This window comes from Streptomyces sp. HB132, assembly GCF_016909575.1.
Classification (GTDB): domain Bacteria; phylum Actinomycetota; class Actinomycetes; order Streptomycetales; family Streptomycetaceae; genus Streptomyces.
On sequence record NZ_JAFBGA010000008.1, the window covers coordinates 149,081 to 173,376 of the forward strand.

Consider the following 24,296-nt stretch of genomic DNA (forward strand, 5'->3'; position numbering starts at 1 on the left):
TCGTTGGGGCTTTGGTGTGGGCCCCGGTGTCATGCACGGGACTGCCTGAGCACCCGGATGAAGTGCGGTGCTCCGACCAGGGCGACCATGAGGCCCGCCGACATCTGGGCGGGTGCGACGAGCGTGCGGCCGAGGGCGTCGGCCACGCGGACCAGCAGTCCCCCGAGCGGCATCGCCACCGCGATGGCGCGACCGTGCCGGGCGCCCACCAGTGGACTGTGACGGCAAGCGGAATATAGCCTTTTCGAAGTTAGGTGACCCTTAGTCGGCGAGGGTGCCGAGGTTGACCCCACCCCACTCCCTCCGACCCGTAAGGAGCACCACGATGGCGGCCCAGCAGGAGACGCCCGTGAGAAGCGTCGTCGTCCCCTTCGAGCCCGACACGTCGCTGGACGCGCTGAGGCGCCTCGGCCCTCACGAGGTGGTGGAACGCTGGCACGCGGTCGACCGGTCCACCCAGGCTCCGCACATCGTGGCCGTTCCGGGTGACGACGGAGAGGAATGGGTCGCTGCCGCGCTCGTCACGGCACGCCCGCACACGGCCTACCTGAAGATCGTCGACGCCGTCGGCGACGTGCCGGCCGCTGTCGCGGCGGTCGTCGCGCACGCACGCGGTCTGGAGCTCGCGCAGGTCAAGTGGGAAGGATGGACGGTGAGCCCGGAGGCCGCCGCTGCCGCCGGCTTCGTGCCGTTGTGTCCCCCGCTCGGGCAGCCGGACAACGCCACCGGGCCCGCCACGGGTCACGTCCGCTGGCTGGACGACCGGGCGGTGACGGAACCCCCGTACTACGGGCAGACCACGCACTTCACCTGCGGTGCCGTCACCGCCCTGGTCGCGCAGGCGCATGCGGGGGTGATGCCCGCGGAGAGCATCAACCGCCGGGCGGAGCTGACGTTCTGGCGCGACGCGACCAACTTCCCCGCCTGCGAGCCCGTCGGACTGGGCGTCGCCGTGCGCCGGGCGTGGCCGTCCTCGCCCGTCGCGGTCCACCTCGACACGGACCGGCCCGTCATGCTCGACCACCTCTCCGAGAGCGAGCAGGAGTGGCGTGCCTGCCTCCAGCGCATGTCGCGCACGGACGCCGACGGGGTCGGCGTCCCGGTCCACCCGCGCCACCTCTCCGTGGCCGCGATCCGGGATGCGATCGACCGAGGGGAGCACGTGCTGCTCCTGGTGTCGCTCGCCGGAATGCAGGGCTTCGACGTCCCGCACTGGGTGCTCTGCCACGGCACCGTACCCGGCGCCGTGGTGATCGAGGACCCCTGGGCCGACGCGGCGAAGGGGGACACCTGGGTCGACGCCCATCTGCTGCCCGTCGCCGACCCCTCTCTCGACGAGATGTCGGCCGTCTCGGCGGACGGCTTCCACGGAGCGGTGGCCATCGGCCGCCCGCGGCGGGGCGGGGTGCCGTCATCCGGACCTGGGGGCGAGCAGTCGGACAACGGCTGTCTGCAGCGCTGACTCACGCCCGACCGGGCACGGCGGTCACGCCCTGCCCGGTCGGCCTTCGTCGTGAGGGCCGAGGGCGCCGCTCATCGGCGCCCGGGCGTCATGTCACATCTTCGGCGCCTGCTCGATGAACGTGTCCAGCACCCCGTCGGCCACCTTGATCCTGCCCTGCGGCCGGGTCGTGCCCGGGATGGTGGTGAACGCGGCGGCCTGCTTCGCCAGGTCGGCGGCCTCGGCGAAGTCCGCCTGTCCGCCGCCCGAGTGGAGCTGGGCCCGCAGCCCGTCCAGGGTGGCGTTCAGGGAGTCGCCCCATACGTCGAGGGCGTCCAGCCAGGGCTTCGTCTGGGCGAGGAAGGCCGGGTCCCGCACACCGGCACGGATCTGCTCGGGAGCCCCGGCCAGTACGTCGGCGTAGGCGCCGAGCTCCCGCAGTGCGGCCTGGCGGCGGGCAGGGGATCCGCTGCTCCAGGCAGCCGTGAACTTCGCCAGGCGCGCCTTCAGTTCGGGGGCCTGCGGCTGCCAGTTCGTGTCGCCGAACGTCGGCGCGAGATGTTGGGTGTCGAAGAAGGCCAGCAGCGCCCGGGCGGTGGCGCGGTCACCTCCGGCCAGGTAGTCGGCCGCCGCGCGCCACGTGCGGTCCGGGTCGTAGTCGTCGTCGTTCCAGGCGAACGACGCCCCGCCGAAGAGGGCGACCTTGCTCGCCGCGGCCTGGTTCATCGGGTTGAGCACGATGCCGCTCAGTGCCTTGTGAAGGCCGGCTTCCCGCTTGTCGTAGGGGGCCATCAGCAGCCGGCCCGTCGTCTGGCCGTAGTCGTTGACCGGGTAGTTGTCCCAGAGGAACACCTTGCGTCCCCACACCGCGGAGGCGGCCTCGGCGTCCGCCAGGCTGATCGAGGGGGGAACGACGTCCGTGCCCGTCCACTGCACGATCACCTTCGGGTCCAACTGCTCGCGCAGCACGGACTTGTAGGCGGAGTCGGCGGTGTCGGAGTACTCCGTGGGCACGAACTGCAGCGGCTCGGCGTCCGCGCGCTTGTCGATGAAGTCGTGCTGCACGGCGTTGAGCAGGTCGGCCTGCGCCTGTCCGGCGCTGCCCCGCCCCGGGGCGCCGTACTTCGCCTGGTCGCCGTCGCAGTTCCACTTGGTGTAACTGATGTCGTCCAGTGCCACGTAGAAGTTGCGGGCGCCCTGGTCGTAGAGGCTGCCCAGCTTCTCCTTCAGGGCGCTCACGTCATCGGGGTCGCTGTAGCAGACGGACAGGCCCGGGGAGACGGCGTAGGTGAAATCGACGTGGTGGGCGGTTGCCTGCTCGATCAGTTCACGCAGGTCGGCCAGCTTCTCGGCAGGGTAGGGCTCGCGCCACTCCTCCCTCAGATACGCGTCGTCCTTCGGCGTGTAGATGTAGGTGTTGGCCTTGATGTCGCCGTAGAAGGCGAGTTGGTCGAGGCGGTCGGCGTGCGACCAGGGTGCGCCGTAGAAGCCCTCGATGCTGCCGCGGAGCGGCATGGACGGGTGGTCGGTGATCGACACGGATGCCATGGTGTGCTTTCCGGTCACCAACTGCCGCAGTGTCTGGGCGGCGTAGTAGATGCCGTCCGCGTCGTTGCCGGCGAGCACGACGCTGTCGCCGCGGGAGGCGAGGGAGTAGCCCTCCGCGACCAGCGTGCCGGGTACGGTGCCGCCGGTGGCACGCAGGACGCCGGCCACCGCCTTGTCCTTGACGGAACCGGCCACGACGGTCAGTTTCGTTCCATGGGCGGGCGGCGCCGAGGTGGTGTCCCCGGCCGTGGCCGACTCGATGTGACGGGCCCCGGCCGCGGTCAGTGCCCGTTTGATGACGTCGGCGCTCCGGGCATCGACGCCGTCACCGAGGACGAGGCGCACGCGGGCCGGCACTCTGATGTCGCGCCCCGTCGACTTCATGCTCTGCGGGGTGGGGGTGACGACGGGCGTGGCTGCGGACGGGGCGGGCGCCGCCGTGGTGGCGGACCCCCCGGCCGCCCACGCGGGAGCGGAGAGTGTGCCCAGGGCCAGCAGGGCGGCGGCGCCGAGAAGCGGGAGCCGGGGAACACGGGGCAGACAGTACGGATGGCTTTCAGACATACGGATCACTGCACCTCCACGTAAGTGGACCACCACATTCAGGTGGAGTGGTCTAAACCACCACTCGTCGGCGGCGGTGTCAAGATCGCGCCATCGGAAAGATGGAAATGGTCAGCCGTGGCGGGCTGCCGCGACGCGCACGGTGGCCCGGTGTACGGGTATCAGCCGGCGTCGTGGAGCGCGGCCGTCTCATGAGCCGCAGTGAGGCCGTCACGGACGGACGCGAGCAGTGCCGGCGACGCTGTGGACCCGGTGGTGTGCCGACGAGACGGCTCTGCGAAGTGCTCTTATCGGCAGTGCACTTACCAGGGGTGTGAAGATATATTCATAATTAATGTTGAACGCTATGATGACGGCCGGACTGACGCGCGCCCGTGGCGCGCGCTGATCGCGCACTCCTCGGTGCGCCGTGACGTGAGGAGTCGGCTGCATGGCGGCCTACAGCGCCCGAGGTGTCCACGGGCAGGTGGTCCAGTCGCTCGGTGCGCGCATCGTGAGCGGCGCCCTGGGTGAGGGAGCGATCCTGGATGTGCGGGCCCTGGGGGAGGAACTCGACGTCAGCCTCACCGTCATGCGCGAGTCGCTCAAGGTGCTGGCCGGCAAGGGGCTCACCGACGCACGGCAGAAGCGGGGCACCTTCGTCAGGGAGCGCAGGCACTGGAACCTGCTCGACGCGGACATCATCCGCTGGCGGGTCGAGGGTGGTGACGGTGGCCGGCTGATGCGGGACCTGGCCGACGTCCGCTCCGTCGTCGAGCCCGCCGCCGCCCACCGCGCGGCCCTGCACAGGACCGACGCCGACCTGGCCGCGCTGGAGCGTGCTCTCGACGCCATGGGGCGGGCCCGGGTCGACGCGGCCGACGCGGACGCGGCCTTCCACCGGGCGCTCCTGGTGGCCACCGGCAACGAAATGCTGGCCCGTATGGACATATTGCTCGAACCGGGTCTGCGGGAGCGCGACCGGCTGGTCCACGCCCACGCCTCCGTCGACGATCCCGTGCCCAGCCACCGCGCCGTCCTGGACGCCGTACGTGACCGCGACCCGGTCCGGGCCGAACTCGCCATGCTCGACCTGCTGGCGAAGGCGGCCCGCGACTTCGAGCGACTCGGCGCGCACACCGAGGGGCCGGCCGGCCACGCCCCGGCGCGACCTCCAGAGGTGGCCCGCTGACCCGTGGTCGGTTCCGGCCGGCGCGGGTGAGCGAAGCCGGCGCGTGAGTTCCGCCCGTCGCGCTGCGGGCGATCGACGGTACGTGGCGGCTCGGGCACGGACCATTGGAGTTTCGAGATAATTCATATTTAATAAGTCTCGGTGGATCTCCCGAGCGCTGCCGTCCCCTCCGCATCCGTCCGTGCCGCTCCTTGCCGCCGACATCGACACCACGGAGGGCGAGCGCACGACACGCGCCATCCGGGACACCGGGGGAGAAGCGCTGTTCCACCGCACCGACGTCAGCCAGGAGGCGTCCTGGACCTCGGCGCTGAGCGCCGTGCACGAAGCGTTCGGCCGTTCCAAGAGAAGGTGAGGGAACATGAAGATCGCCCGCGTCGAGACCTTCGCGGTGCCACCCCGCTGGCTACTGTGCCGGGTCGAGACCGACGACGGCGTCGTCGGCTGGGGGGAGCCGGTGGTCGAGGGCCGCGCCGCCACGGTCCGCGCCGCCGTACGGGAACTGTCCGAACTCCTCATCGGGCAGGACCCGCTGCGGATCGAGGACCACTGGCAGACCATGTCCAAGGGGTCGTTCTACCGCGGCGGGCCGGTCCTCTCCAGTGCGGTCGCCGGACTGGACCAGGCCCTCTGGGACATCGCGGGCAAGGTGTACGGCGCCCCGGTGCACCAGTTGCTCGGCGGCCCCGTGCGTGACCGCGTACGCGCCTACACCTGGGTCGGCGGGGACGAGCCCACGCAGATCGCCGAGGCGGTGCGGGAGCAGGTCGAGGCGGGATTCACCGCCGTGAAGATGAACGCCTCCGGGCGGATGAACCGGCTGGCGACCACCCGCGACATCGACGAGGTGGTCGCCCGCGCCGCCGCCGCGCGTGAGGCGCTCGGCTACGACAGGGACTTCGCCGTCGACTTCCACGGCCGGTTCACGGTCGCCAACGCCGCCAAGATCCTGCCGCACCTCGCCCCGTACAACCCGTTGTTCGTCGAGGAGCCGGTGCTCCCCGAGTACACCCACCGGCTGCGCGACCTGGTCGCGGGATCGCCTGTGCCGCTGGCCACCGGAGAGCGCCTCTACTCGCGTACCGACGTACTCCCCGCCCTCATGGCCGGAGTCGCGGTCATCCAGCCCGACCTCTCGCACGCGGGAGGCGTCTCCGAGGTCCGCAGGATCGCCGCGCTGGCCGAGACCTTCGACGTACTCCTCGCTCCGCACTGTCCGCTGGGCCCGGTCTCGCTCGCCGCCAGCCTCCAAGTCGCCTTCGCGACACCGAACTTCCTGATCCAGGAGCAGAGCATAGGCATCCACTACAACGTCGGCGCCGGCCCGCTCGACTACCTGGTGGACACGGAGCCGCTCCGCTTCCACGACGGCCACCTGTTGCGGACCCCGGCACCCGGTCTCGGCATCGAGGTGGACGAACGCGCGGTCCGCGCCGCCGACGACACCGTCGCCGACTGGCACAACCCGGTCTGGCGCCACACCGACGGCTCCTTCGCCGAATGGTGACCCCCGGCCGCCTCCGAAAAGGGGTCGCGGCCCCTCCACGGCCCCTGGACGTGAACGACGTGAATGATGTGAACGACGTGAACACCCCGAACAATCCGACCACCCCGAACAACGAAAGCTTCGGAACGGTGCTCCGGCGCACCCGCCTGGCCGCCATCGTGCGCGGATCGGACCCCGACGCCGCGCTGCGCACCGTCCTGACCCTCGCGGAGGAGGGTGTGGCGCTCGTCGAGGTCTCCCTCAACACCGCCGACGCCCTCGGCGTCCTGCGCCGTGCAGCCGCCGAGGTGGGCCCCGGCACCGTCATCGGGGCGGGCACGGTACTCACCGAGGACGACGTCGCCCGCGCCCTGGAGGCGGGCGCCGGGTGGATCGTCACCCCTGCCTGCACCGAGTCCGTGGCCGCCTCGGTCCGTGCCGGACTGCCGGTCCTGGCCGGCGCGCTCACCCCGACCGAAGCGGTCACCGCCGTGCGCGCGGGGGCCGAGGCGGTCAAGCTGTTCCCCGCATCGCTCGGCGGTCCCGCCTACCTCAAGGCCCTGCGGGACCCGTTCCCCGACGTGCCGTTCGTACCGGTCGGCGGAGTGGACCTGACCAGCGCCGGGCAGTACCTCGCGAACGGGGCCGTCGCGGTAGGCGTCGGCTCGCCGCTGGTGGGCGACGCCGCGCACGGCGGCGACCTGGTGGCCCTGCGCGGACGCGCCCGCCGCTTCGTCGCGCTCTGCGGTCGCGACGAACGGGCCGAGGCATGAGTGCCGGTACGGGCGCCGTACCCGCCTCCGTCGACGTGCTGACGTTCGGTGAGACCATGCTCGCCGTCCAACTGCCGGGGCCTCTGGCGGTGGGGGCGCAGGCCCGGACCACGGTGGCCGGCGCCGAGTCCAACGTGGCCGTCGGCCTGTCCCGGCTGGGCCACCGCGCCGCCTGGGCCGGCCTGGTCGGCGACGACGAGCCCGGCCGCCTCGTGCTGCGTACGCTCCGCGGGGAAGGGGTCGACACCACCCGCGCCGGCACACACGCCACGGCCCCCACCGGCGGGATGCTCCGCGAGCGGCGCGTCGCCGACCTGGTGCGCGTTCACTACTGGCGCGGCCGTTCCGCCGCTTCGCAGATGACTCCCGCCGACATCGCACCCGCCCTCGGCGACGGCGCCCGCGTCCTGCACCTGACCGGCATCACCTGCGCGCTCGGCCCCGGCCCGCTGGAGGCCGTCCGCGCTGCCGCGGCCCATGCGCACGCCCAGGGCTGGACCGTCACCCTGGACGTCAACCACCGGCAACGTCTCTGGACCGCCGAGGAGGCGGGCAGGGCGCTTCGACCGCTGCTGCCGCACCTCGACGTCCTGATCGCCTCGGACGACGAACTCCCCGTCGTGACGGATGCCTTCGCCGCGACAGCTGACGGGGAGGAACGGGCGGTGGACGCACTGCTGGAAGCCGGTGTGCGCGAAGTGGTCGTCAAACGCGGGGGAGAGGGAGCCGCGTACCGCGACCGGCAGGGCGCGCGGCACGCCCGGCCCGCGCTGCGCGTACCCGTGCTCGACACGGTGGGGGCCGGTGACGCGTTCTGCGCCGGGTACCTCTCCGGTCTGCTCGACGGGCTGCCACCGGCTGAACGTCTGGCCCGCGCCAACACGCTCGGGGCGTTCGCCGTGGCCTCGGAGGGCGACTGGGAGGGACTGCCCCGCCGTGACGAACTGGGCCTGCTCGCCGCCGCCCCGGGGACGGCGATCCGCTGACCGCCCGTCACCTCGTCCGCGCCGGCCGGCGGCCGTGCACCCGTCAGGCCGGTCCCGGCACCGTGTGCGGTCCACGGTGCCGGGACCGGCGCGTGCGCTCCCCGCGGTCGGGCACCGGCGCGTGCGCTCCCCGCGGTCGGGTCGCCCGCACAGGCTGACCGGGGCAGGGGGATCGCAACCCGCGCCGACTCCGTCGGCCGGTGGCCGGCCGCGTGAGGGCGCGGCGCACACGGGTGACCGGGTTCGCTGTTGCGGGGGGTCAGGTCGACCAGACGACGTTGCCGTTGTCCAGGACGACCACCCTGCCGTCCGCTCGCAGGACCAGCTGGGCTCCCGGGTGGTCGTGGGTCTTGGAGGCCCAGATCGGGCGGTCGTCACCGTTGTGGATGACGAGGTTGCCGTCGGGCTGGAAGATCGCCCGGTGGTTCTGGCCGAAGGTCATCGCAGCCCAGATCGGCTTGCCGAACTCGTTGAGGACCACGAGGTTGCCGTCGGTCTGCATCACCATCTTGATGCGGTTCGTCGTCCAGGCCTGGTTGACCTGGATGACGCTGGGAGCCGAGATGGCCACCGTGCTCCAGTCCGGCTTCGGGGACGCCTTGGGCTTCGGCTTGGCCTTGACCGTGGCCTTGGGCTTCGTCGCGGACGGGCTGGGAGTCGGCTCCGGCGCGGGAACGACGGGGGCGACGGCCTTCGGTTCGACCGGCTTCGGCTTCTCCTTGGTCGGGGACGGGCTCGGCTTCCCGGCCACGTAGTCCTCGAGGTCGGCGGGGGCGGAGTTCGGGTTGAGGACGGTGTCGGCACCCCCGGCCACCGGCCGCATCGGCGTGTCGTCCCCTCCCTTGTCGTTGGCGCTTCCCACCAGCAGCAGGGGTATGGCCACCAGGGCCGCGCCCAGGAAGGCGGCACCCGCCAGGACCGGCGTACGGGGACGGCCGCCGTTGACGCCCGTGGCGGTCTTGGTGCCGGGCGCCGTCACGGCTGCCGTCGCGACGCCGACCCCCTCCTCGGACGCCTCGGGTGCCTCGGCCTTGGCGGCCGCCGGGGCGGTGGCCGTGGCGTCCCCGGCCGTGGCGTCCCCGGCCGGGGTGGCGCCGGACTCCGCCTCGGGGGCGGCCGCACCGGCCGGTGTCTCCTCGGCCGGCACGGGCGACGCGGGCCGGGAGCCGGCCTCCTTCGCGTCGGGGGCGGCGGCCGCCGTCGTGTTCGCGCCGGGGGTGGGGGGCTGGGAGGACATGCGGTTACTCCTTCTCGGTGGCGGAGCTGTCGGTGGGCAGCGAGGCGCCGGAAGAACACCTGCGAGCCCTCGAGGCGTTGGCGGACGTCGCGTCGAAGGGGCCGGGTCGCCCCGGTCCTCGCCGTCGGATTCCGGATGACCCGGCGCGGTGGCGGCCGCTGGTCCGACGCCTTTCCGAACTGTGAGGCTGTGCCGTGCGGCCCGGTCCGGACGGCCGGGCCGTGAGGCGCTGCACGTCGAAGAGGCCGATGGCGTACACAACGTAGCCCGTCGCGGCGAGAAGGGCCGTGCCCTCACCTCGACACCCACCGTCACTTTGTCCTCCTCTGCCTCACTGCTCCCGGAAAGTTCTCCATACGGTCAGGAAACGGGCACGTCAGCGGCGCAAACGGACCCACTCCGAAGTCCTGTGGGCGGAACTCGTATGACATCCTGTTGGCTCCCCGATCTGATCAAAATGTCGGCGTGCGCGCATGGCGTTTCAACAGCCGAGAATTCGTACAGACCCAAGAGTTCAGGTGGAGATGCGGCCCGGAGAGCGACAAGAGGGCGCGAACAGCGCCCCGTTCGTCATGCCCGAAGCCTCGGATCCGGCCGTCGAACCCGGGGCCGTCACCGGCCACACCGTCGCCGCCGACACCTCCGGGATCCCCGAGGCCGTGAAGGCCGCCGCTCGCCGTGCTCCGGGGCACTGGGTCGGTGTGGTGGACCCCGAATGGACCGAGGAGCGCACGCCTGCCGAGTGGGCGGTGCTGGGGGAGTGGCAGTCGGACGCGAGCGGCAGCGTCGGGGAGTACCGCGCCAACCCGGCCTACCGGCCCTCGGCACGCGTGCTCGGCTGGCCGGAGCCCACCGATCCGGTGGACGCCGCCGCGCAGCGGGCCGCCACCGGCTACGGCACGGTGGAAGAGGCTCTCGCCGCGCTCGCCGAGGCGGACGTCACCGTGGTGCGCGGACCGGACGGCGGGCCGCTGACGGCAGCCGGACGGGACGGGGCGCCGGTGGTCCTGCTGTTCACCTCGCCCGCACACGAGTTCATGTCCTCGGCACTTCACCATGACACGCTGCCGGCACGGGAACTGGCCCGCACACTGAAGGACCCCGGCACGATGCTGATGGTCAACGCGGGAGCCGCGGCCCCGTTGCTCGTCCCGGCGGAGAGCCTCCCCGGCCCCGCGCACGCCGCGGGCGACACGTGGGCGTCCGCGGCGGAGTACGTCGCTGCCGTCTCAGGTACCGCGGAGCACGTCGGGACCGCCCCGGCGGAACCCTCCGCGGACCGGACCGCCAGCTCATCCGACCAACTGCCCCCCACCACAGGCAGGACCCCATGACGAGTTCGTCCCAGCAGCCCCCCGCCTCCCCGAAGGCACGCGCCGAGTCCTCCGCCTCCGGCGGCGAGGAGTCGGCCGTCGGCACCGCGCCCACCGCCTCAGCCGCACCCGCGTCCGGATCCGCAGGGTCGACGACCGGGGCGGACGCCGGGAAGGCCGGTACGCGGACCACGGAGGCCGAAAGCACGTCCGGAGAAGCCGAAAAGGCGTCCGGAGAGGCCGCGAAGCCCTCGGGAGAGACCGCGAAGGATCCCGGCGCGACGGGAGAGGAACCCGCAGGATCCGCGGCGGGCACGACCGCCGAGCCCGAAGCCGGCGCCCGGCCCGAGTCCGAGTCCGAGGCCGACCAAGGCGGCACCGCCGCCGCGCAGAGCCGCTTGCCCGCACTCGTACGGACCATGACCGCGACCGCGATCGGCAGGCCGGAGCAGGACGCCGGCACCGTGGGCAGGCCCGGCAAGGCGGTGCTCGCCGGGGCGGCGGTCGCGGGGGCGCTGCTCGTGTCGGTGCCCTTCCTGATACTCGTCGGGAACGACGACAAGGGACCGGAGCGGACGTCGGTCGCCGCCGCGGGGACCGTGCTCGACGGGAGCGGGCCGGAGGCGCCGGGTGACTTCGCGGTGACCCCGGCCGAGACCACTGCTCCGGCCGAGGACAAGAAGAAAGACGCCGACGAGCCGGTGGCCGAGAAGCCGGTGGAGAAGGTCCCGGTTCCGGAGAAGACGAAGGACGTGCCGAAGAAGGCCGCCGACCCGGAGGAAAAGCCCAAGAAGGAGAGCGCGGAGAAGAAGTCCGACGGCGCCGGGAAACAGCCCGCGAAGGCCGCTCCCGCCGTGACCCTCAGTGGGCCCGTCTCCTTCCGCAGCCACCTTTCGGGCCGTTGCATCGACGTACCGGGCCACGACTTCAGTGACGGCAAGGCACTCCACGTGTGGGACTGCAACGGCGCCCCCGCGCAGAAGTGGCAGTTCGCCTCCGACGGCACCATCCGCATCAAGGGCCTGTGCCTGGACGTGGCCAACGCGAACTTCAGCGACGGCACCCCCATCCAGATCGCCTGGTGCAACGGCAACGCCGCCCAGAAGTTCGCTCTGAACGGCGCCCACGACCTGGTCAACACCGTCGTCGGCATGTGCGTCGACATCGCGGGCGCCAACCGGAACAGCGGGGCGGCGCTGCAGCTGTTGCACTGTTCGGGCAACCCCGCCCAGAAGTGGAGCACCTGACCGCAACGCCTCGACGCCGGGAGGACCGGTCCCGGAACCCGTTCGCACCGGGGACGAGGCATGATGGCATCGTCGGCCCGCCGACACGCGCCCCCGGCGAAATGGGGGAGTTCGCAGAAGACGCCGCCGTAGCAAGGAGGTTGGTGCGTGTCGCGCCAGGTACTGTCGGTCGGCCCCACTGACCGCTTTTCGACGATCGGTGAGGCACTCGCCGCAGCCCGCACAGGGGCGCTCATCAGCGTCCGGCCCGGGACGTACGCCGAGAACCTGGTGATCCACACCAGGGTCACCCTCACCGCCGCCGAGGGGCGGGGCACGGTGGAGATCCGGCCGCGTTCGGGCAGCGTGGTCGCGTTGCGCGCCGACGCCGTGATGCTCTCCGAGCTGACCCTGCGGGGCGGCGACGCCGAGCTCCCGGCCGTGGACGTGCGGCGCGGGCAGGCCGCGCTCGACGGCTGCGAGATCATCGGCGCCGCGTGGACCGCGATGCTCGCCGGGGGGACAGGTTCCCTCGCGCTGCGGAACTGCCGGGTGAGCAACCCGCAGGGCGCCGGCATCGTGGTGACCTCGACCACCCCCACCACCGTGGAGTCCTGCACGCTCGAACACCTGGGAACCAGCGGCCTGGTCCTCGCCGAGCAGGGCGAGGCACGCATGCGTGACTGCACGGTGCGCGACGCCCGCGGCAACGGCCTGCTCGCCAACGGCGAGACCCGCGGCAACGTCGAGGACTGCGACATCTCCTCCACCGACAAGCCCTCCATCGCCCTGGAAGGGAACTGCACCGTCTCGGTGGTGCGCACCGTGGTGCACGACACCAGCACCGGTGTGCACCTGAGCAGCTCGGGCCGTACGACCCTGGAGGACGTCCGCGTCACCGGGGCCTCCGGGAACGGGATCGCACTGGCCGGGGGTACCGACCCGGTGCTGCGACGCTGCCGCGTCTCACGCGCCCGCGGGCACGGTGTGCTGGTCACCGACCGCTCCCGCGGCACCTTCGAGGACTGCTGGGTCGACGGCGCGCAGGGCGCGGCGCTGCGGGTCGCCGGGGCCGCGTCCCCGGCACTGACCGGCCTGACGGTCCGCGACTGCGACGGTCCCGGACTGCTTCTGGAGGAGGATTCGGCACCGGAGCTGGACCGCCTGGAGGTGATCGGCGGCTCGCCCGCGGTCGCGGTGGTCGGCGGCGCCAACCCGTTGCTGCGCCGGGCCCGGCTGGTGGAGCCCTCCGGCGACGGCATCGTGGTGAGCAAGGACGCCCGGGGCCGCGCCGAGGACTGCGAGATCGTCCGTCCCAAGGGCGCGGGTGTGCGCGTGGCCTCCGGCAGTACCCTCTACCTGGCCGGTGGCGGGGTCTCCGACACCGCCACCAGTGGGCTCATCGTGGAGGACGGCGGCAACGTCACCGTCCGCGACTTCCGCGTCGAGATATCCGGCGAGGAGGGCGTGGTGGTCGCCGCGGGCGGCGAGCTGACGGCCAACCGCACCACCGTGCACGCCCCGAAGGGGCACGCCTACCTGATCCGTGAGGGCGCACTCGCCTCGCTCAGCGGATGCGAGGCCACCGGCGGATCCCAGGACGGCTTCCGGGTGGAGTCCACCGCGCCGGTCTCGCTCGTCAACTGCCACGCGCGGGAGAACGAGGGCGGCGGCCTGGTGCAGACCGTGCCCGGCGAACGTCTCGCGGTGGACAACCTGAACAGCGTGAGCAACGGCAAGCGGGATGCCTGGGGCACCGGCAGCGCCGAGAACACCGACCCGGCCGGCTCCGGCGCCGCGGACGCGCCCCCGCCGGACCGCGCGGACGGCCCGCTCGGCGCCCTCAACGCGCTGATCGGCCTGGAGAACGTCAAGCAGCAGGTGCGTACCCTGGTCAACCTCACCCAGCTCGCCCAGCGCCGTGAACAGCTCGGCATGTCGGCACCGCCGATGAGCAGGCACCTCATCTTCGCCGGCCCGCCCGGCACCGGAAAGACGACCGTCGCCCGCCTCTTCGGCGCGATCCTGGCCGAGCTGGGATCGCTGCGCAGCGGGCACCTGGTGGAGGTCTCGCGCGCCGACCTCGTCGCCCAGGTCGTCGGCGGCACCGCGATCAAGACCACCGAGACCTTCCAGCGGGCCCTCGGCGGGGTCCTGTTCGTCGACGAGGCGTACACGCTCGCCTCCGACAGCGGCAACGGCGGCGCCGACTTCGGCCGCGAGGCCGTGGACACCCTGCTGAAGCTGATGGAGGACCACCGCGACGACGTGGTGGTGGTCGCGGCCGGCTACTCCCGCGAGATGGACTCCTTCCTCGCCTCCAACCCCGGCCTGGCCTCCCGCTTCTCGCGGACCGTCGAGTTCGAGAACTACTCCGTGCCCGACCTGGTCGCGATCATGGAGAGCATGTGCACCCAGCACCAGTACGAGCTGGGCGAGGGCACAGCGGCCGCCCTGGCCGCGCACTTCGAGGCGATGCCACGGGACGCCGGCTTCGGCAACGGCCGTGCCGCACGCGGGGTGTTCGAGGAGATGGTGGACAGACAGGCGGTCCGGCTCTCCGAGCAGACGCAGGTCAGTGAGCACGACCTGCGGGTCCTGCTGCCGGAGGACGTCTCCGCCACCGCCGCGGCGGCGGCCATGGACACCGCCGTTCCGGACGACGACCCGCTGACCCGCCTCGGCGACATGATCGGCCTCGCCGAGGTGAAGCGCGAGGTCGCGGACCTCGTCAACCTCATCACCACGGCCCGCCACCGTGCCGCGGCCGGGCTGCCGGTCCCCTCGCTCAGCAACCACCTGGTCTTCACGGGCCCGCCCGGTACCGGCAAGACCACCGTCGCCCGCCTCTACGGGGAGGTCCTGACCCAGCTCGGGGTGCTCGACCGGGGCCAGCTGGTCGAGGCGGCCCGCGCCGACCTGGTCGGCCGCTACATCGGCCACACCGCACAGCTCACCCGGGAGGTCTTCGAACGGGCCCGTGGAGGTGTCCTGTTCATCGACGAGGCGTACACCCTCACCCCGCGCGGCGGCGGCGCCGACTTCGGCCAGGAGGCCGTGGACACCCTGCTGAAGCTGATGGAGGACCACCGCGACGAGGTGGTCGTCATCGTCGCCGGCTACACCGACGAGATGGAGCGCTTCCTCGGCTCCAACCCGGGCCTCTCCTCCCGCTTCCCGCGCCGGATCGCGTTCGCCGACTACTCCTCGGAGGAGCTGGTCACCATCGTGCGCACCCAGGCCGCCAACATGGGCTACGAGTGCGGACCCGGCACCGGCCCGCTGCTCAAGGAGTACTTCGACGCGATGCCCAGGGACCGTTCCTTCGGCAACGCCCGGCTGGCCCGTCAGGTGGTCGAGTCCATGGTCACCCGCCAGGCGGGACGGCTCAGTTCGCTGGCCGCGCCGACCCTCGACGACCTGCGCGTCCTCCTCCCCGCCGACGTCACGGCCGCGGCACCGAAGGTGGCACCCCGATGAGCCCTCAGGGGAACGGGGCCGCCCGCCTGCTGTCCGGTGCCGGCCTCGCCGCCGCGCTGCTGCTGCCCACTGCCCTTCCGGCGCAGGCGGCACCCCCCTCGCGCGTCCCCGCGGCCGACGGGAAGAAGGGCCAGGAACTGCCCGGGATGCCCTCCGCCCTGGACCCCGAGGCCGAGGAGGTGGTCTGCACCCCGGCCTCCCGCGAGACGGCGAAGAAGCAGGACTGGTCGCGCCAGCGCCTGGACCTGGACCGACTGCACCAGCACAGCACCGGTGCCGGGGTGACCGTCGCGCTGATCGGCACCGGTGTCGCCCCCGGCGCGGCCGGGCTCAAGGGCCGGGTCACCGCCGCCGGTGAGGCCGCCGACGACTGCGTCGGGAGCGGCACCTTCCTGGCCGGGCTGATCGCCGGGACCGGCGGTGATAGCCCCCGCCTGGCCGGAGTGGCCCCTGGTGCGAAGGTCCTGGCCCTGCGCGGCACCGACCGACGCGGCCTGGCGAGCGCCGACCTGGTGGTGGACGCGCTGCGTGCGGCGACCGAGGCACGCGCCGAGGTGATAGCGGTGGCGGTGGCCCTGCCGCGGCAGGACGCGGCGCTGAGCAGCGCGGTCGCGGAGGCCCGCCGCACGGGCGCGGTCGTGGTCGCGGCGGCCGCCCCTGACCCGCCGTCCCGGGGCGGGTCCGACGAGGTACCGTCCCGCACCTACTGGCCGGCGGGTGAGCCCGGTGTCATCTCGGTCGCCGACATGCTTCCCGGCGGCGCCCGCCCGGAGGGCTCCCTGCCCACCGACGGCGTCGACCTGGCCGCACCGGGCGCGGGGGTTGTCTCCGGCGGCCCGCGTGGCACGGGCCACTACCTCGGCGGAGGCGTCCAGGTGGCCACCGCCTACGCCGCGGGGGCCGCAGCGGCCGTCCGCGCCGCCCACCCCGACGCCTCGCCGGACGACGTGATCCGCCGTCTGACGGCCACCGCCTACCCCGCCGACATCCCTCAGCTGGACGCCTACGCCGCCGTCACCACGGTCCTCGGTGCCGCCGCGTCCGCCGGCGACAAGGACGCCGCGGAACCCGTGACCGTCCGCGACACCTCCGCCGCCGACCGCGCCACCGGCCGGGCCACCCTCTTCGTACTGCTGGGCTCCGCCGCCGTCCTCGCCGTCCTCTGGGCCGGTTTCGCCCTGTCCCGGGCCCGCGCCCGGGGGTGGCGCCCGGCGGGAGCGGCCGGCACGGCATCGGACTGATCAGGGGCCTGACGACGACACCCTCCTGAGGTACGCCTCAGGAGGGTGTCGTCGTTCCGCGTTGTGTCAGTCCTGGCTCCGGCTCTCCTCCACCAGCGCCGTCTGCATGAGACGCGGCCGGCGGCGCGCGATGTGGAGGGCCCGGCCCGGCGGGAGGTTGAGGGGCTTCGCGTCGCCGAAGAGGCGGCCCTCCGTGGGCGGGCAGGAGAGCAGGACCGCGGGGTTGTTGGCCTCGTCGAGCCGGCGGATGAGCCCGTCGCTGAGGCCGCGGCCGGCGCCCATGGCACTGCGGGCGACGACGAGGTGCAGACCCATCTCGAAGCCCAGGGTCAGATTCTCGAAGAGCGGTTCGAAGGGGCTCTGGAAGGAGTTGCCGGAGACCATGTCGTAGTCGTCGACGAGGACGAACAGGCGGGGGCCGGTCCACCAGTCGCACCTGCGCATACGGGCGGGTGCGATGTCGGCGCCGGGGACGCGGGACTTCATCGCGCGGGCCGCGCCCTCGATGGTCTCCTTGAGGTTGTCCAGGGAGATCACGTGCCCGATGCGGTACTCCTCGGGAATGGCACCGACCAGGGTGCGGCGGTAGTCCACCGCGATGATCTTCGCCTCCTCCGGGGTGTAGCGGGCGGTGATGTTCCTGGTGATGCCGCGCAGCAGGTTGGTCTTGCCGCTCTCGGTGTCGCCGACCACGATCAGGTGCGGCGTACGGCTGAAGTCGTGCCAGACCGGTTCCAGTGCGTCCTGGTCGATACCGAGCGGGATACGCATGCCCCCGCCCTCGGTGGCCTCGGGCGCGGGGAGCTCGGCGGCCGGGAGCCTGTGCGGCAGCATACGGACCTGCGGGGCGGGTGCCCCCGTCCAGTGCCGGGAGATCTCCGCGACCAGGTGCGTGACTCCGTCGCCGAGGTCGTCCAGCGAGCCGCTGCCGTCCAGCCTGGGCAGGCCGGCGAGGAAGTGCATCTTGCTGTCCGCGGTGATGCCGCGGCCACCACTGCGCGGGACCGAGCGGGCCTTGCGGGTGTCGATCTCGGAGTCCATCGGGTCACCCATCCGCAGTTCGAGGCGGGTGGCCGCCTGGTCACGGACCTGGGCGGACAGCTCCACCCAGCGGGTGGTGGTGATGATCAGGTGGATGCCGTAGTTGAGTCCCCGGGCGGCGAGTTCGTTGAACTTCGGGATCAGGTCGTCGTAGTCCTGACGGACCGTGGACCAGCCGTCGACCACCATGAACACGTCGCCGAAGGGCTCGTCGGGGAACTCTCCGGCGGCCCGGCGGCGGCGGTAGGACTGCATGGAGTCCAGCGTGTGGTCCACGAAGAACTGCTCGCGGCGGGCGAGCAGCGTCATCACCTCGGCGACGGCCCGGTGCACCCGCTCCGGGTTGAGGCGTGCCGCGACCCCGCCGACGTGCGGAAGGGCGGCGAGCTGCGAGAGGCCGCCGCCGCCGAAGTCGAGGCAGTAGAACTGGATCTCGGCGGGGGTGTGGGTGAGGGCGAGGGCGGCGATCAGCGTGCGGGCCAGTGTGGACTTGCCGCTCTGCGAACCGCCAGCGACGGCGACGTGGCCGCCGGCTCCGGAGAGGTCCACGACCAGCGGGTCGCGGCGCTGCTCGAAGGGCTTGTCCACGAGACCGACAGGGACCCGCAGCCGACCGGTGCCCGGCCACCCGGCGGCGGTCAGGCCGCGCTCAGGGTCGGACGTGATGCCGGGCAGCAGGACGTCCAGCGGGGAGGGCTCGTCCAGCGGCGGCAGCCACACCCGGTGGGCGGCCGGGCCGGAGCCGCGCAGCCGGTCGAGGGCCACGTCGAGCAGGGCCTCCTCCTCGCCCGTCTCCTCGGCTTCCGGCTCCGGCTCGGTAGCCGGGTCCAGGGTGCGCGGCACCACCCAGCCGCTGGTCCACGGCACCACCTGGCTGGCCACCCGGGCCTGGACCACCGCGCCGGTGCGGCGCCCGTACGTGCCGGACGAGTAGGCGGCGCGGAAACGCGTGAGGGCCTCCACCCCGGACTTCAGGTATCCGCTGCCCGGCTGGGCCGGCAGCTCGTAGGCGTCCGGTACGCCGAGTACCCCGCGGCTCTCCATGGCGGAGAAGGTACGCAGACCGATGCGGTACGACAGGTGGCTCTCGAGCTGGTGCATGCGGCCCTCGTCGAGGCGCTGCGAGGCCAGCAGCAGATGCACCCCGAGGGAGCGGCCGAGCCGTCCGATCATCACGAACAGGTCCATGAACTCCCGGTGCGCGGACAGCAGCTCACTGAACTCGTCCACCACCACGAAGAGGCTGGGCAGCGGGGTGAGGTCCGCACCCCCGGCGCGGGCGCGCTCGTACTCCAGGGCGGAGGTGTAGTTGCCGGCGGAACGCAGCAGTTCCTGGCGCCGGATGAGTTCACCGTGCAGGGCGTCCTGCATGCGCTCGACCAGGGCGACCTCGTCGGCGAGGTTCGTGATGACGGCGGAGGTGTGCGGGAGTTCCTCCAGACCGAGGAAGGTGGCTCCGCCCTTGAAGTCGACCAGGATGAAGTTGAGGGTCTCGGAGGAGTTGGTCAGGGCGAGACCCAGGACGAGGGTGCGCAGGAGCTCGCTCTTGCCGGAGCCGGTGGCACCGATGAGCATGCCGTGCGGGCCCATGCCTCCCTGCGCGGACTCCTTGATGTCGAGGTCCACCGGGCGGCCGTCCACGCCGACCGCGATCGGCACCCGCAGCCGCGTGGAGCCGGTGTGCCGGTTGAAGAGGGTGTGCGGGTCGTGCCGGTGCAGGTCGGGGATGCCGAGCAGCGTGGTCAGCTCCACGTCCGTGTCCATCGGCTGCGCGATGTCCGTGCCCAGGCTCATCCGGCGGGGGGTGATCAGCCGGGCCAGCGACTCCGCGCCGAGCAGGCCGAGCCGGTCGGGCCGGCCGAGCGGCACGGAGCGCTCCTTGCGGCTGCGGTCGGTGCGCACCAGGCTCACCTGGTCGGTGCCGACGGTCAGCCTCAGGGTGTTGCGGCCGGGGCGCCAGCGCAGCGCCCCGGATATGTCGAGGGTCAGGGCGTTGCGGTAGCCGTGCCCCTCCCAGCGGTGGCCCTCGGGCACGGTGACGCCGTCCAGGACGACGATCGTGTACGGCTCGTCGCGGCCGGGGCGCGCTTCCGGGTCGAAGCCGGGACGCTCGGCGAACTCGGCACCGAGGAGGTCGTCGAGTTCGGTGACGTCGGCGGTGATCCGGCGGGCCTGGCCGGCGCCGTCCTCCTCGTACGGGTCCAGAGTGTGCGGAAGCCACTTGACCCATTCCCAGTCGGGCCGCCGCTCGTCGCTGACGCAGAGGGCGATCCACAACTCCTCGGGTGCGTGGAACACCGCGAGCTGCCCGAGCATGGCGCGCACCAGGGCGCGTACCGCTTCGGTGCCGGGGCCCTCGCCTGCCTCCCCGGGCGGCGCGGTGCCCTGCTCGGCGGTGTCCTGGCCGGGTGTCTCCTCGGGGCGCAGCAGGATCCGGGCGGAGGAACGCAGGTAGAGGCCGAGGGGCTGCCCGGGGATGGTGGAGTAGGCGCGGACGAAGCGGCGCAGGGCGTGCGCGCAGAGGGGTTCGAGGTCCTCCACCGGGCGCGTGGAGACCGGGTTCAGGGTGAGTGCGAGCTGCTGCTCGCCGACCGCGAGCCGGACCTCGCCGAAGTCCTCGTCGGCCGGGCGGCGTTCCCACAGACGTGAGGTGCGGGCCAGTGAGCGCAGCGACGAGGGCTCCGGGTGACGCCAGGCGAGTGCCCGCTGCTGCTCCGTGATGGTGGTGCGGACCCGCTTGCGGATCTGTGCCAGGTACCGCAGGTAGTCGCGGCGCTCACCCTTGAGGCGCTGCTTGCGCTCACTGGAGCGGCGCATCAGCTGGCCCAGCAGCATGGCACCGGCGGAGAGCGCCATGACGCCCATCGCCAGGTACATGAAGACGCCGTTCCCGCCGCCGGGGCGCAGGAACATCAGCATCATCGAAACCGACATCAACGCCATCGGCAGATAGGTCCAGATCGCCGAGGTGTCGGGCACCGTCTCGGCGAGGACCGGCGGTTCCTGGAGGGTCAATTGCCCTTCGGGCATCTCCGGCCCGCGCCTGCGGGCCGGGCGACGAAACAGCACGACACTCAAGGGAACTGAACCTCCGGTTCACTGACTCTCCGGCCCGCACCGGAATTCCGGCGCACCCGGCGGTGGAAAAGGCCGCACCGCACTGATTCTCCGGGCCCCGCGTGACGCGCGGTGAACGCCGGATGAATGTTTCGAGCGGATGGCCGGGTGCGGTCAACTTCGGTGATGGCCAACCACATACCGGATAAATGGTGTCCGGTCCGCAGCACGACCCCGTGGTCGTAGGCAGTAGTGTGCATTCACGGAACGCGACCTGTCCACGCGGGAGTGGTCGTCGCCGGGCCCCGCGGAGGCAAATTCCGCGCCCGGCCCCCCGGTTCGCGGCCGCGCGGACCTTCCGTACTGTTCGCACATCCCCTCTCGCGGGGAAGTCCTCCCTGTCAAAGCCTTTCGGAAGACGAGAGTTCAGCTGATGACCGACAGCGCGGTGGCCGAATCGTGCCGCCTGACCGTACGTGCACCGAGCGTCAGCATCGATCTGGCGGTGCCCGCCGACGTACCCGTCGCCGATCTGCTGCCCACACTGCTGCGTTACGTCGGCGAGGAGGCCGAGGAGGCCGGACTCGACCACGCCGGCTGGGTGCTCCAGCGACTGGGTGACGCCCCGCTCGACGAGGAGACCACCCTGGCGCGGGCCGGGCTGGCCGACGGCGCCGTGCTCTACCTGCGCCCGCACACCGAGGCGCTGCCCGAGGCGCGCCTCGACGACCTGGTGGACGGCATCGCCGAGACCGTGGGCCGACGGCTGCGCACGTGGTCGCCCGGCGCGGCCCGTGGCCTGCTGGTGGGCACCGCGGTGGCGACCGTGGCTACCGCCCTCGTGCTGGTCTTCTGGCCGGGCGTGACGACCAGCTCGGGTGCTTCCCGGGCGGCCTGCGCGGCCGTGGTCGGGCTGCTCCTCCTCGCGGGGGCGGGCTCCGCCAGCCGCGCGGTCGGTGACCGCCTCTCGGCGACCGCGCTCGGCCTGCTGGTCGCACCGTGCCTGGCGCTGGTCGGCTGGGTGCTGCCCGGCGGAGACCTGACCGGCCCCGACGCGGAACAGGTCGCCGGCGCCCGGCTCCTCGCCGCGGGCGCCGCGGGTGCGGGAGGAGCGGTCCTGGCGCTCGCCGCCACCGCGGTCGGCGCCCCCGCCCTGCTGGCCACCGCGATGGTCGCGGTGGCCACGGCGATCGCCGGGGCACTGATGGGATACACCGGCCTGGACGTGCCGGCCGCGGTGGCGCTGGTGGCGACGGTGATCGTCCTCGCCGCCGGGGCGGTCGCACCGTTCGCCTTCAAGCTGGCCGGGATGCGGATGCCGGCGCTTCCGTCCACCGCCGGACAGCTCCAGGAGGGCATCGACCCCTACGTGGGTGACGAGGTCGCCGAACGCACCGAACTGGCAGGCCGCTGGGTCACCGCACTCTTCGCCGCCACCGGCACCATCGCCGCGGCCGCCCTGGTGGTCCTCGCCGAGAAGCCGAACCTGCCCGAGGTGCTGACCGGACTCGCGCTGAGCCTCCTGCTGCTCCTTCACAGCCGGGGTCTGGTGCACATCGGCCAGCGGCTGACCCTGGCGCTGCCCGGGACCCTGGGGCTGCTGCTGATGGCCCGGGCCTGGGCGTTCGACAGCGGAGCGGACGGCCGGGTGGTGGTCTTCGGCGTGCTGCTCGCCGCAGCGGCGGGGCTCGTCGTCGCGTCCTGGACGCTGCCCGGCCGCCGGGTCCTGCCGTACTGGGGCCGTGCGGCGGAGCTGGCGCACACCGGCCTCGCCGTCGCGCTGCTGCCGTTCACCCTCTGGGTGGCGGGACTCTTCGGCTGGCTGCGCGGCCTGTTCGGCTGATGACGACAGCCGGACGCCGTTACAAGAGAACGAGTTGAGGAGAGGCTGTGCAGTCCAAGCGCGACCAGGTACAGGCCCACGGTTTCATGATGGGCAGGCTCAGCTCGGGCCTGCTGACGGCCGACCCGGACGCCCCGGAGAGCCCGCTCGGGCGCACCACCCGGGGTGTGGTCTTCGGCGTGCTGGTGACCGTCCTGATCGGCGCGGGGGCCACCGTGTACGGGTTGCTGCGCCCCGGCGGCAACGACGGCTGGCGTGACGCGAGGAACCTGGTGGTCAACAGGGACACCGGGGCCCGGTACCTGTGGACCGGCACCGACGGCGTGCTGCACCCGGTGCGCAACTACGCCTCGGCGCGCCTGATCGGTGGCTCGGACCTTCCCACCGTGGACGTCGCCACCGCCTCGCTGCAGGACATACCCGTGGGGTCCCCGGCCGGCATCCCCGGCGCGCCGGACACCCTGCCCGGACCCGGACAGCTCGACGAAGGTGCCTGGCACATGTGCGTCACCGGGCCGGGCGGGGCGCTGGCCAGCACCTCCGGTGCCGCGGCGGGCGCCGGGGTGGAGAAGCCGGGCGCCACCACCGTGGTCGCCGGGGCACCCCTGGACTCGCGCGGAGTGGGAGCCGACCGCGGGGTGCTCGTCCGCGGCCCGGACCGCACCGAGTACCTGGTGTGGCGGGGCAGCAGGCTGGCGCTGGACCGTGCCTCCGACGCCCGTACCGCCCTCGGTTACGGCTCCGAGCGGCCCATGCCGGTCTCGGCGGCCTTCCTCGACGCCCTGGCCCCCGGCCCCGCCCTGAAGCCGCCCGAGGTCGAGGGGCGCGGCGGGGAAGGACCGGTGCTCGGCGGTGAAGCCAGCCGGACCGGCCAGCTGTTCAAGGTCAGCGTGCCCGGCGGAGGCAGTACGTACCACCTGCTGCGGAAGGACGGCCTGGTGCCGCTGACCCGGCTCGGCGCCGCGCTCGTGCTGGGCGACCCGGCCACCCAGAAGGACGCCTACGAGGGGCGGTCGCCCGAGGTGCGCGCGCTCGGCGCGGACGCGCTGCGCGAGCACAGGGCGCAGGACTCCGGCACCGCCGGGTCCGCGGAGCTGCCCGAGACGCCACCGGTCCCGCAGTCGGCGCCGCGCGGTACCGCGCTCTGCGCCCAGGTGGACGGCGACAACGGTGGCGCGCGGATCAAGTCGGTGCTGGTACCGCTGGCCGAGCTCGCCCCGGTCGCCGTGTCGGAGGGAACCGCCCAGCCGCTGAAGGCGGCCTGCGTCAGGACGGACGCCACGGTGGTGCGTCCCGGGCACGGAGCTCTCGTCCGGGCGCTGCACGCGAGCGGTGCCGCGCACGCCGGCACCACCTACCTGGTGGCGGAGAACGGCGTGAAGTACCGGGTTTCGGCCAAGGACTCCCTGGCGGCGCTCGGTTACGCGGACGGAGACATCAGCTCGGTCCCCGCACCCCTGCTGGCAACCCTCCCGACCGGCGCCGACCTGGACCCGGCGGCCGCGTCCGGTGCAGCGCAGACCAAGGTCACGGCTCCGCAGTGCGGTGCCGACGAGCCGGAGGGGCAAGGCGGCGAGAAGGGCGAGAAGGGCGAAGCGGAGCGGGTGGACCAGGCTGCCGCGGAGGGCGGGGCCAAGGCGGCCGGCTCCACGTCCTGACACCTGGCGACCCGCTCCCGCGGCGTCGAAGAATGAGAAGCCGAGGGCAGTGGTGACTTTATGCTGCGCTCTCGTCGCTCTCAGGTGGATTCGTCGTGCATCGGTCGCGGCGGGAAAGCTCAGAATTTGCTCAAACTTTCTTGGGCGCCACCCTCGCGGAGGCCCGTTCCTGAGAGACGCCCGTTTCACCTGAAACGGGCGTCTCCGGTGACCGTTCTCAGCGCGCCCGCG

The 24,296-nt window shown here is 72.7% G+C and carries 15 protein-coding genes and 1 pseudogene; 12 read left to right on the forward strand and 4 right to left on the reverse strand.

Annotated elements, in window-relative coordinates:
- Nucleotides 1-29: 29 nt before the first annotated feature.
- Nucleotides 30-212, reverse strand: a pseudogene (locus JOC24_RS19540) (iron chelate uptake ABC transporter family permease subunit); the annotation flags it as partial.
- A gap of 113 nt (nucleotides 213-325) precedes the next feature.
- Between JOC24_RS19540 and JOC24_RS19545 the strand changes: the two are divergent.
- Entirely contained in the window at nucleotides 326-1,462 is a 1,137-nt protein-coding gene (locus JOC24_RS19545; RefSeq protein WP_205021626.1) for a peptidase C39 family protein, read from the forward strand.
- Nucleotides 1,463-1,555: 93 nt separating this feature from the next.
- Here the strand turns inward: JOC24_RS19545 and JOC24_RS19550 are convergent, their stop codons facing one another.
- Nucleotides 1,556-3,553 (reverse strand): beta-N-acetylglucosaminidase domain-containing protein, encoded by a 1,998-nt coding sequence (locus JOC24_RS19550; RefSeq protein WP_239580688.1) that lies wholly within the window; start codon nucleotides 3,551-3,553, stop codon nucleotides 1,556-1,558.
- Between the two features lie 430 nt (nucleotides 3,554-3,983).
- On the opposite strand from JOC24_RS19550, the gene JOC24_RS19555 reads away from it, so the two are divergent.
- The 5 genes from JOC24_RS19555 to JOC24_RS19575 all read left to right on the forward strand — a co-directional run bounded on the left by JOC24_RS19555 (nucleotide 3,984) and on the right by JOC24_RS19575 (nucleotide 7,969).
- A complete protein-coding gene (locus tag JOC24_RS19555; RefSeq protein ID WP_205021628.1) occupies nucleotides 3,984-4,724 on the forward strand; it encodes a FadR/GntR family transcriptional regulator in 741 nt (246 codons plus the stop codon).
- Between the two features lie 181 nt (nucleotides 4,725-4,905).
- On the forward strand, nucleotides 4,906-5,079 hold the full coding sequence (locus tag JOC24_RS19560) for a hypothetical protein (RefSeq protein WP_205021629.1): 174 nt from the start codon (nucleotides 4,906-4,908) through the stop codon (nucleotides 5,077-5,079).
- A gap of 6 nt (nucleotides 5,080-5,085) precedes the next feature.
- Nucleotides 5,086-6,231 (forward strand): galactonate dehydratase, encoded by a 1,146-nt coding sequence (gene dgoD, locus JOC24_RS19565; protein ID WP_205021630.1) that lies wholly within the window; start codon nucleotides 5,086-5,088, stop codon nucleotides 6,229-6,231.
- Nucleotides 6,232-6,281: 50 nt separating this feature from the next.
- Nucleotides 6,282-6,983 carry a bifunctional 4-hydroxy-2-oxoglutarate aldolase/2-dehydro-3-deoxy-phosphogluconate aldolase gene (locus tag JOC24_RS19570; protein ID WP_374104510.1) on the forward strand — a complete coding sequence of 234 codons (702 nt, stop codon included), beginning with the start codon at nucleotides 6,282-6,284 and terminating at the stop codon, nucleotides 6,981-6,983.
- Nucleotides 6,980-7,969: a sugar kinase gene (locus JOC24_RS19575; protein WP_205021632.1), complete on the forward strand. Its 990-nt coding sequence runs from the start codon at nucleotides 6,980-6,982 to the stop codon at nucleotides 7,967-7,969. The genes JOC24_RS19570 and JOC24_RS19575 overlap by 4 nt, the downstream gene beginning before the upstream one ends.
- Nucleotides 7,970-8,228: 259 nt before the next feature.
- On the opposite strand, the gene JOC24_RS19580 is transcribed toward JOC24_RS19575, so the two are convergent.
- A complete protein-coding gene (locus tag JOC24_RS19580; protein WP_205021633.1) occupies nucleotides 8,229-9,206 on the reverse strand; it encodes a mannose-binding protein in 978 nt (325 codons plus the stop codon).
- A 524-nt stretch (nucleotides 9,207-9,730) separates the two neighbouring features.
- Here JOC24_RS19580 and JOC24_RS19585 point away from each other — a divergent pair.
- The 4 genes from JOC24_RS19585 to JOC24_RS19600 all read left to right on the forward strand — a co-directional run bounded on the left by JOC24_RS19585 (nucleotide 9,731) and on the right by JOC24_RS19600 (nucleotide 16,466).
- Complete coding sequence (locus JOC24_RS19585) at nucleotides 9,731-10,540, forward strand: type VII secretion system-associated protein (RefSeq protein ID WP_205021634.1); 810 nt, start codon at nucleotides 9,731-9,733, stop codon at nucleotides 10,538-10,540.
- The gene (locus JOC24_RS19590) at nucleotides 10,537-11,766 is read left to right on the forward strand and encodes a ricin-type beta-trefoil lectin domain protein (protein WP_205021635.1); all 1,230 of its coding nucleotides are present in this window, start codon (nucleotides 10,537-10,539) and stop codon (nucleotides 11,764-11,766) included. Before JOC24_RS19585 ends, JOC24_RS19590 begins: the two co-directional genes overlap by 4 nt.
- A 147-nt stretch (nucleotides 11,767-11,913) precedes the next feature.
- On the forward strand, nucleotides 11,914-15,225 hold the full coding sequence (locus JOC24_RS19595; RefSeq protein ID WP_205021636.1) for a right-handed parallel beta-helix repeat-containing protein: 3,312 nt from the start codon (nucleotides 11,914-11,916) through the stop codon (nucleotides 15,223-15,225).
- The gene (locus tag JOC24_RS19600; protein ID WP_205021637.1) at nucleotides 15,222-16,466 is read left to right on the forward strand and encodes a S8 family serine peptidase; all 1,245 of its coding nucleotides are present in this window, start codon (nucleotides 15,222-15,224) and stop codon (nucleotides 16,464-16,466) included. Before JOC24_RS19595 ends, JOC24_RS19600 begins: the two co-directional genes overlap by 4 nt.
- A 66-nt stretch (nucleotides 16,467-16,532) precedes the next feature.
- Here JOC24_RS19600 and eccCa read toward each other — a convergent pair whose 3' ends face one another.
- Nucleotides 16,533-20,537, reverse strand: coding sequence for a type VII secretion protein EccCa (gene eccCa / locus JOC24_RS19605; protein WP_205021638.1), 4,005 nt, complete (start codon nucleotides 20,535-20,537; stop codon nucleotides 16,533-16,535).
- Between the two features lie 460 nt (nucleotides 20,538-20,997).
- Between eccCa and eccD the strand changes: the two genes are divergently transcribed.
- Together eccD and eccB are read left to right on the forward strand one after the other, a co-directional pair.
- On the forward strand, nucleotides 20,998-22,407 hold the full coding sequence (eccD, locus tag JOC24_RS19610; RefSeq protein ID WP_205021639.1) for a type VII secretion integral membrane protein EccD: 1,410 nt from the start codon (nucleotides 20,998-21,000) through the stop codon (nucleotides 22,405-22,407).
- A 47-nt stretch (nucleotides 22,408-22,454) separates the two neighbouring features.
- Complete coding sequence (gene eccB, locus JOC24_RS19615) at nucleotides 22,455-24,065, forward strand: type VII secretion protein EccB (protein WP_205021640.1); 1,611 nt, start codon at nucleotides 22,455-22,457, stop codon at nucleotides 24,063-24,065.
- The last annotated feature ends 231 nt before the right edge of the window (nucleotides 24,066-24,296 follow it).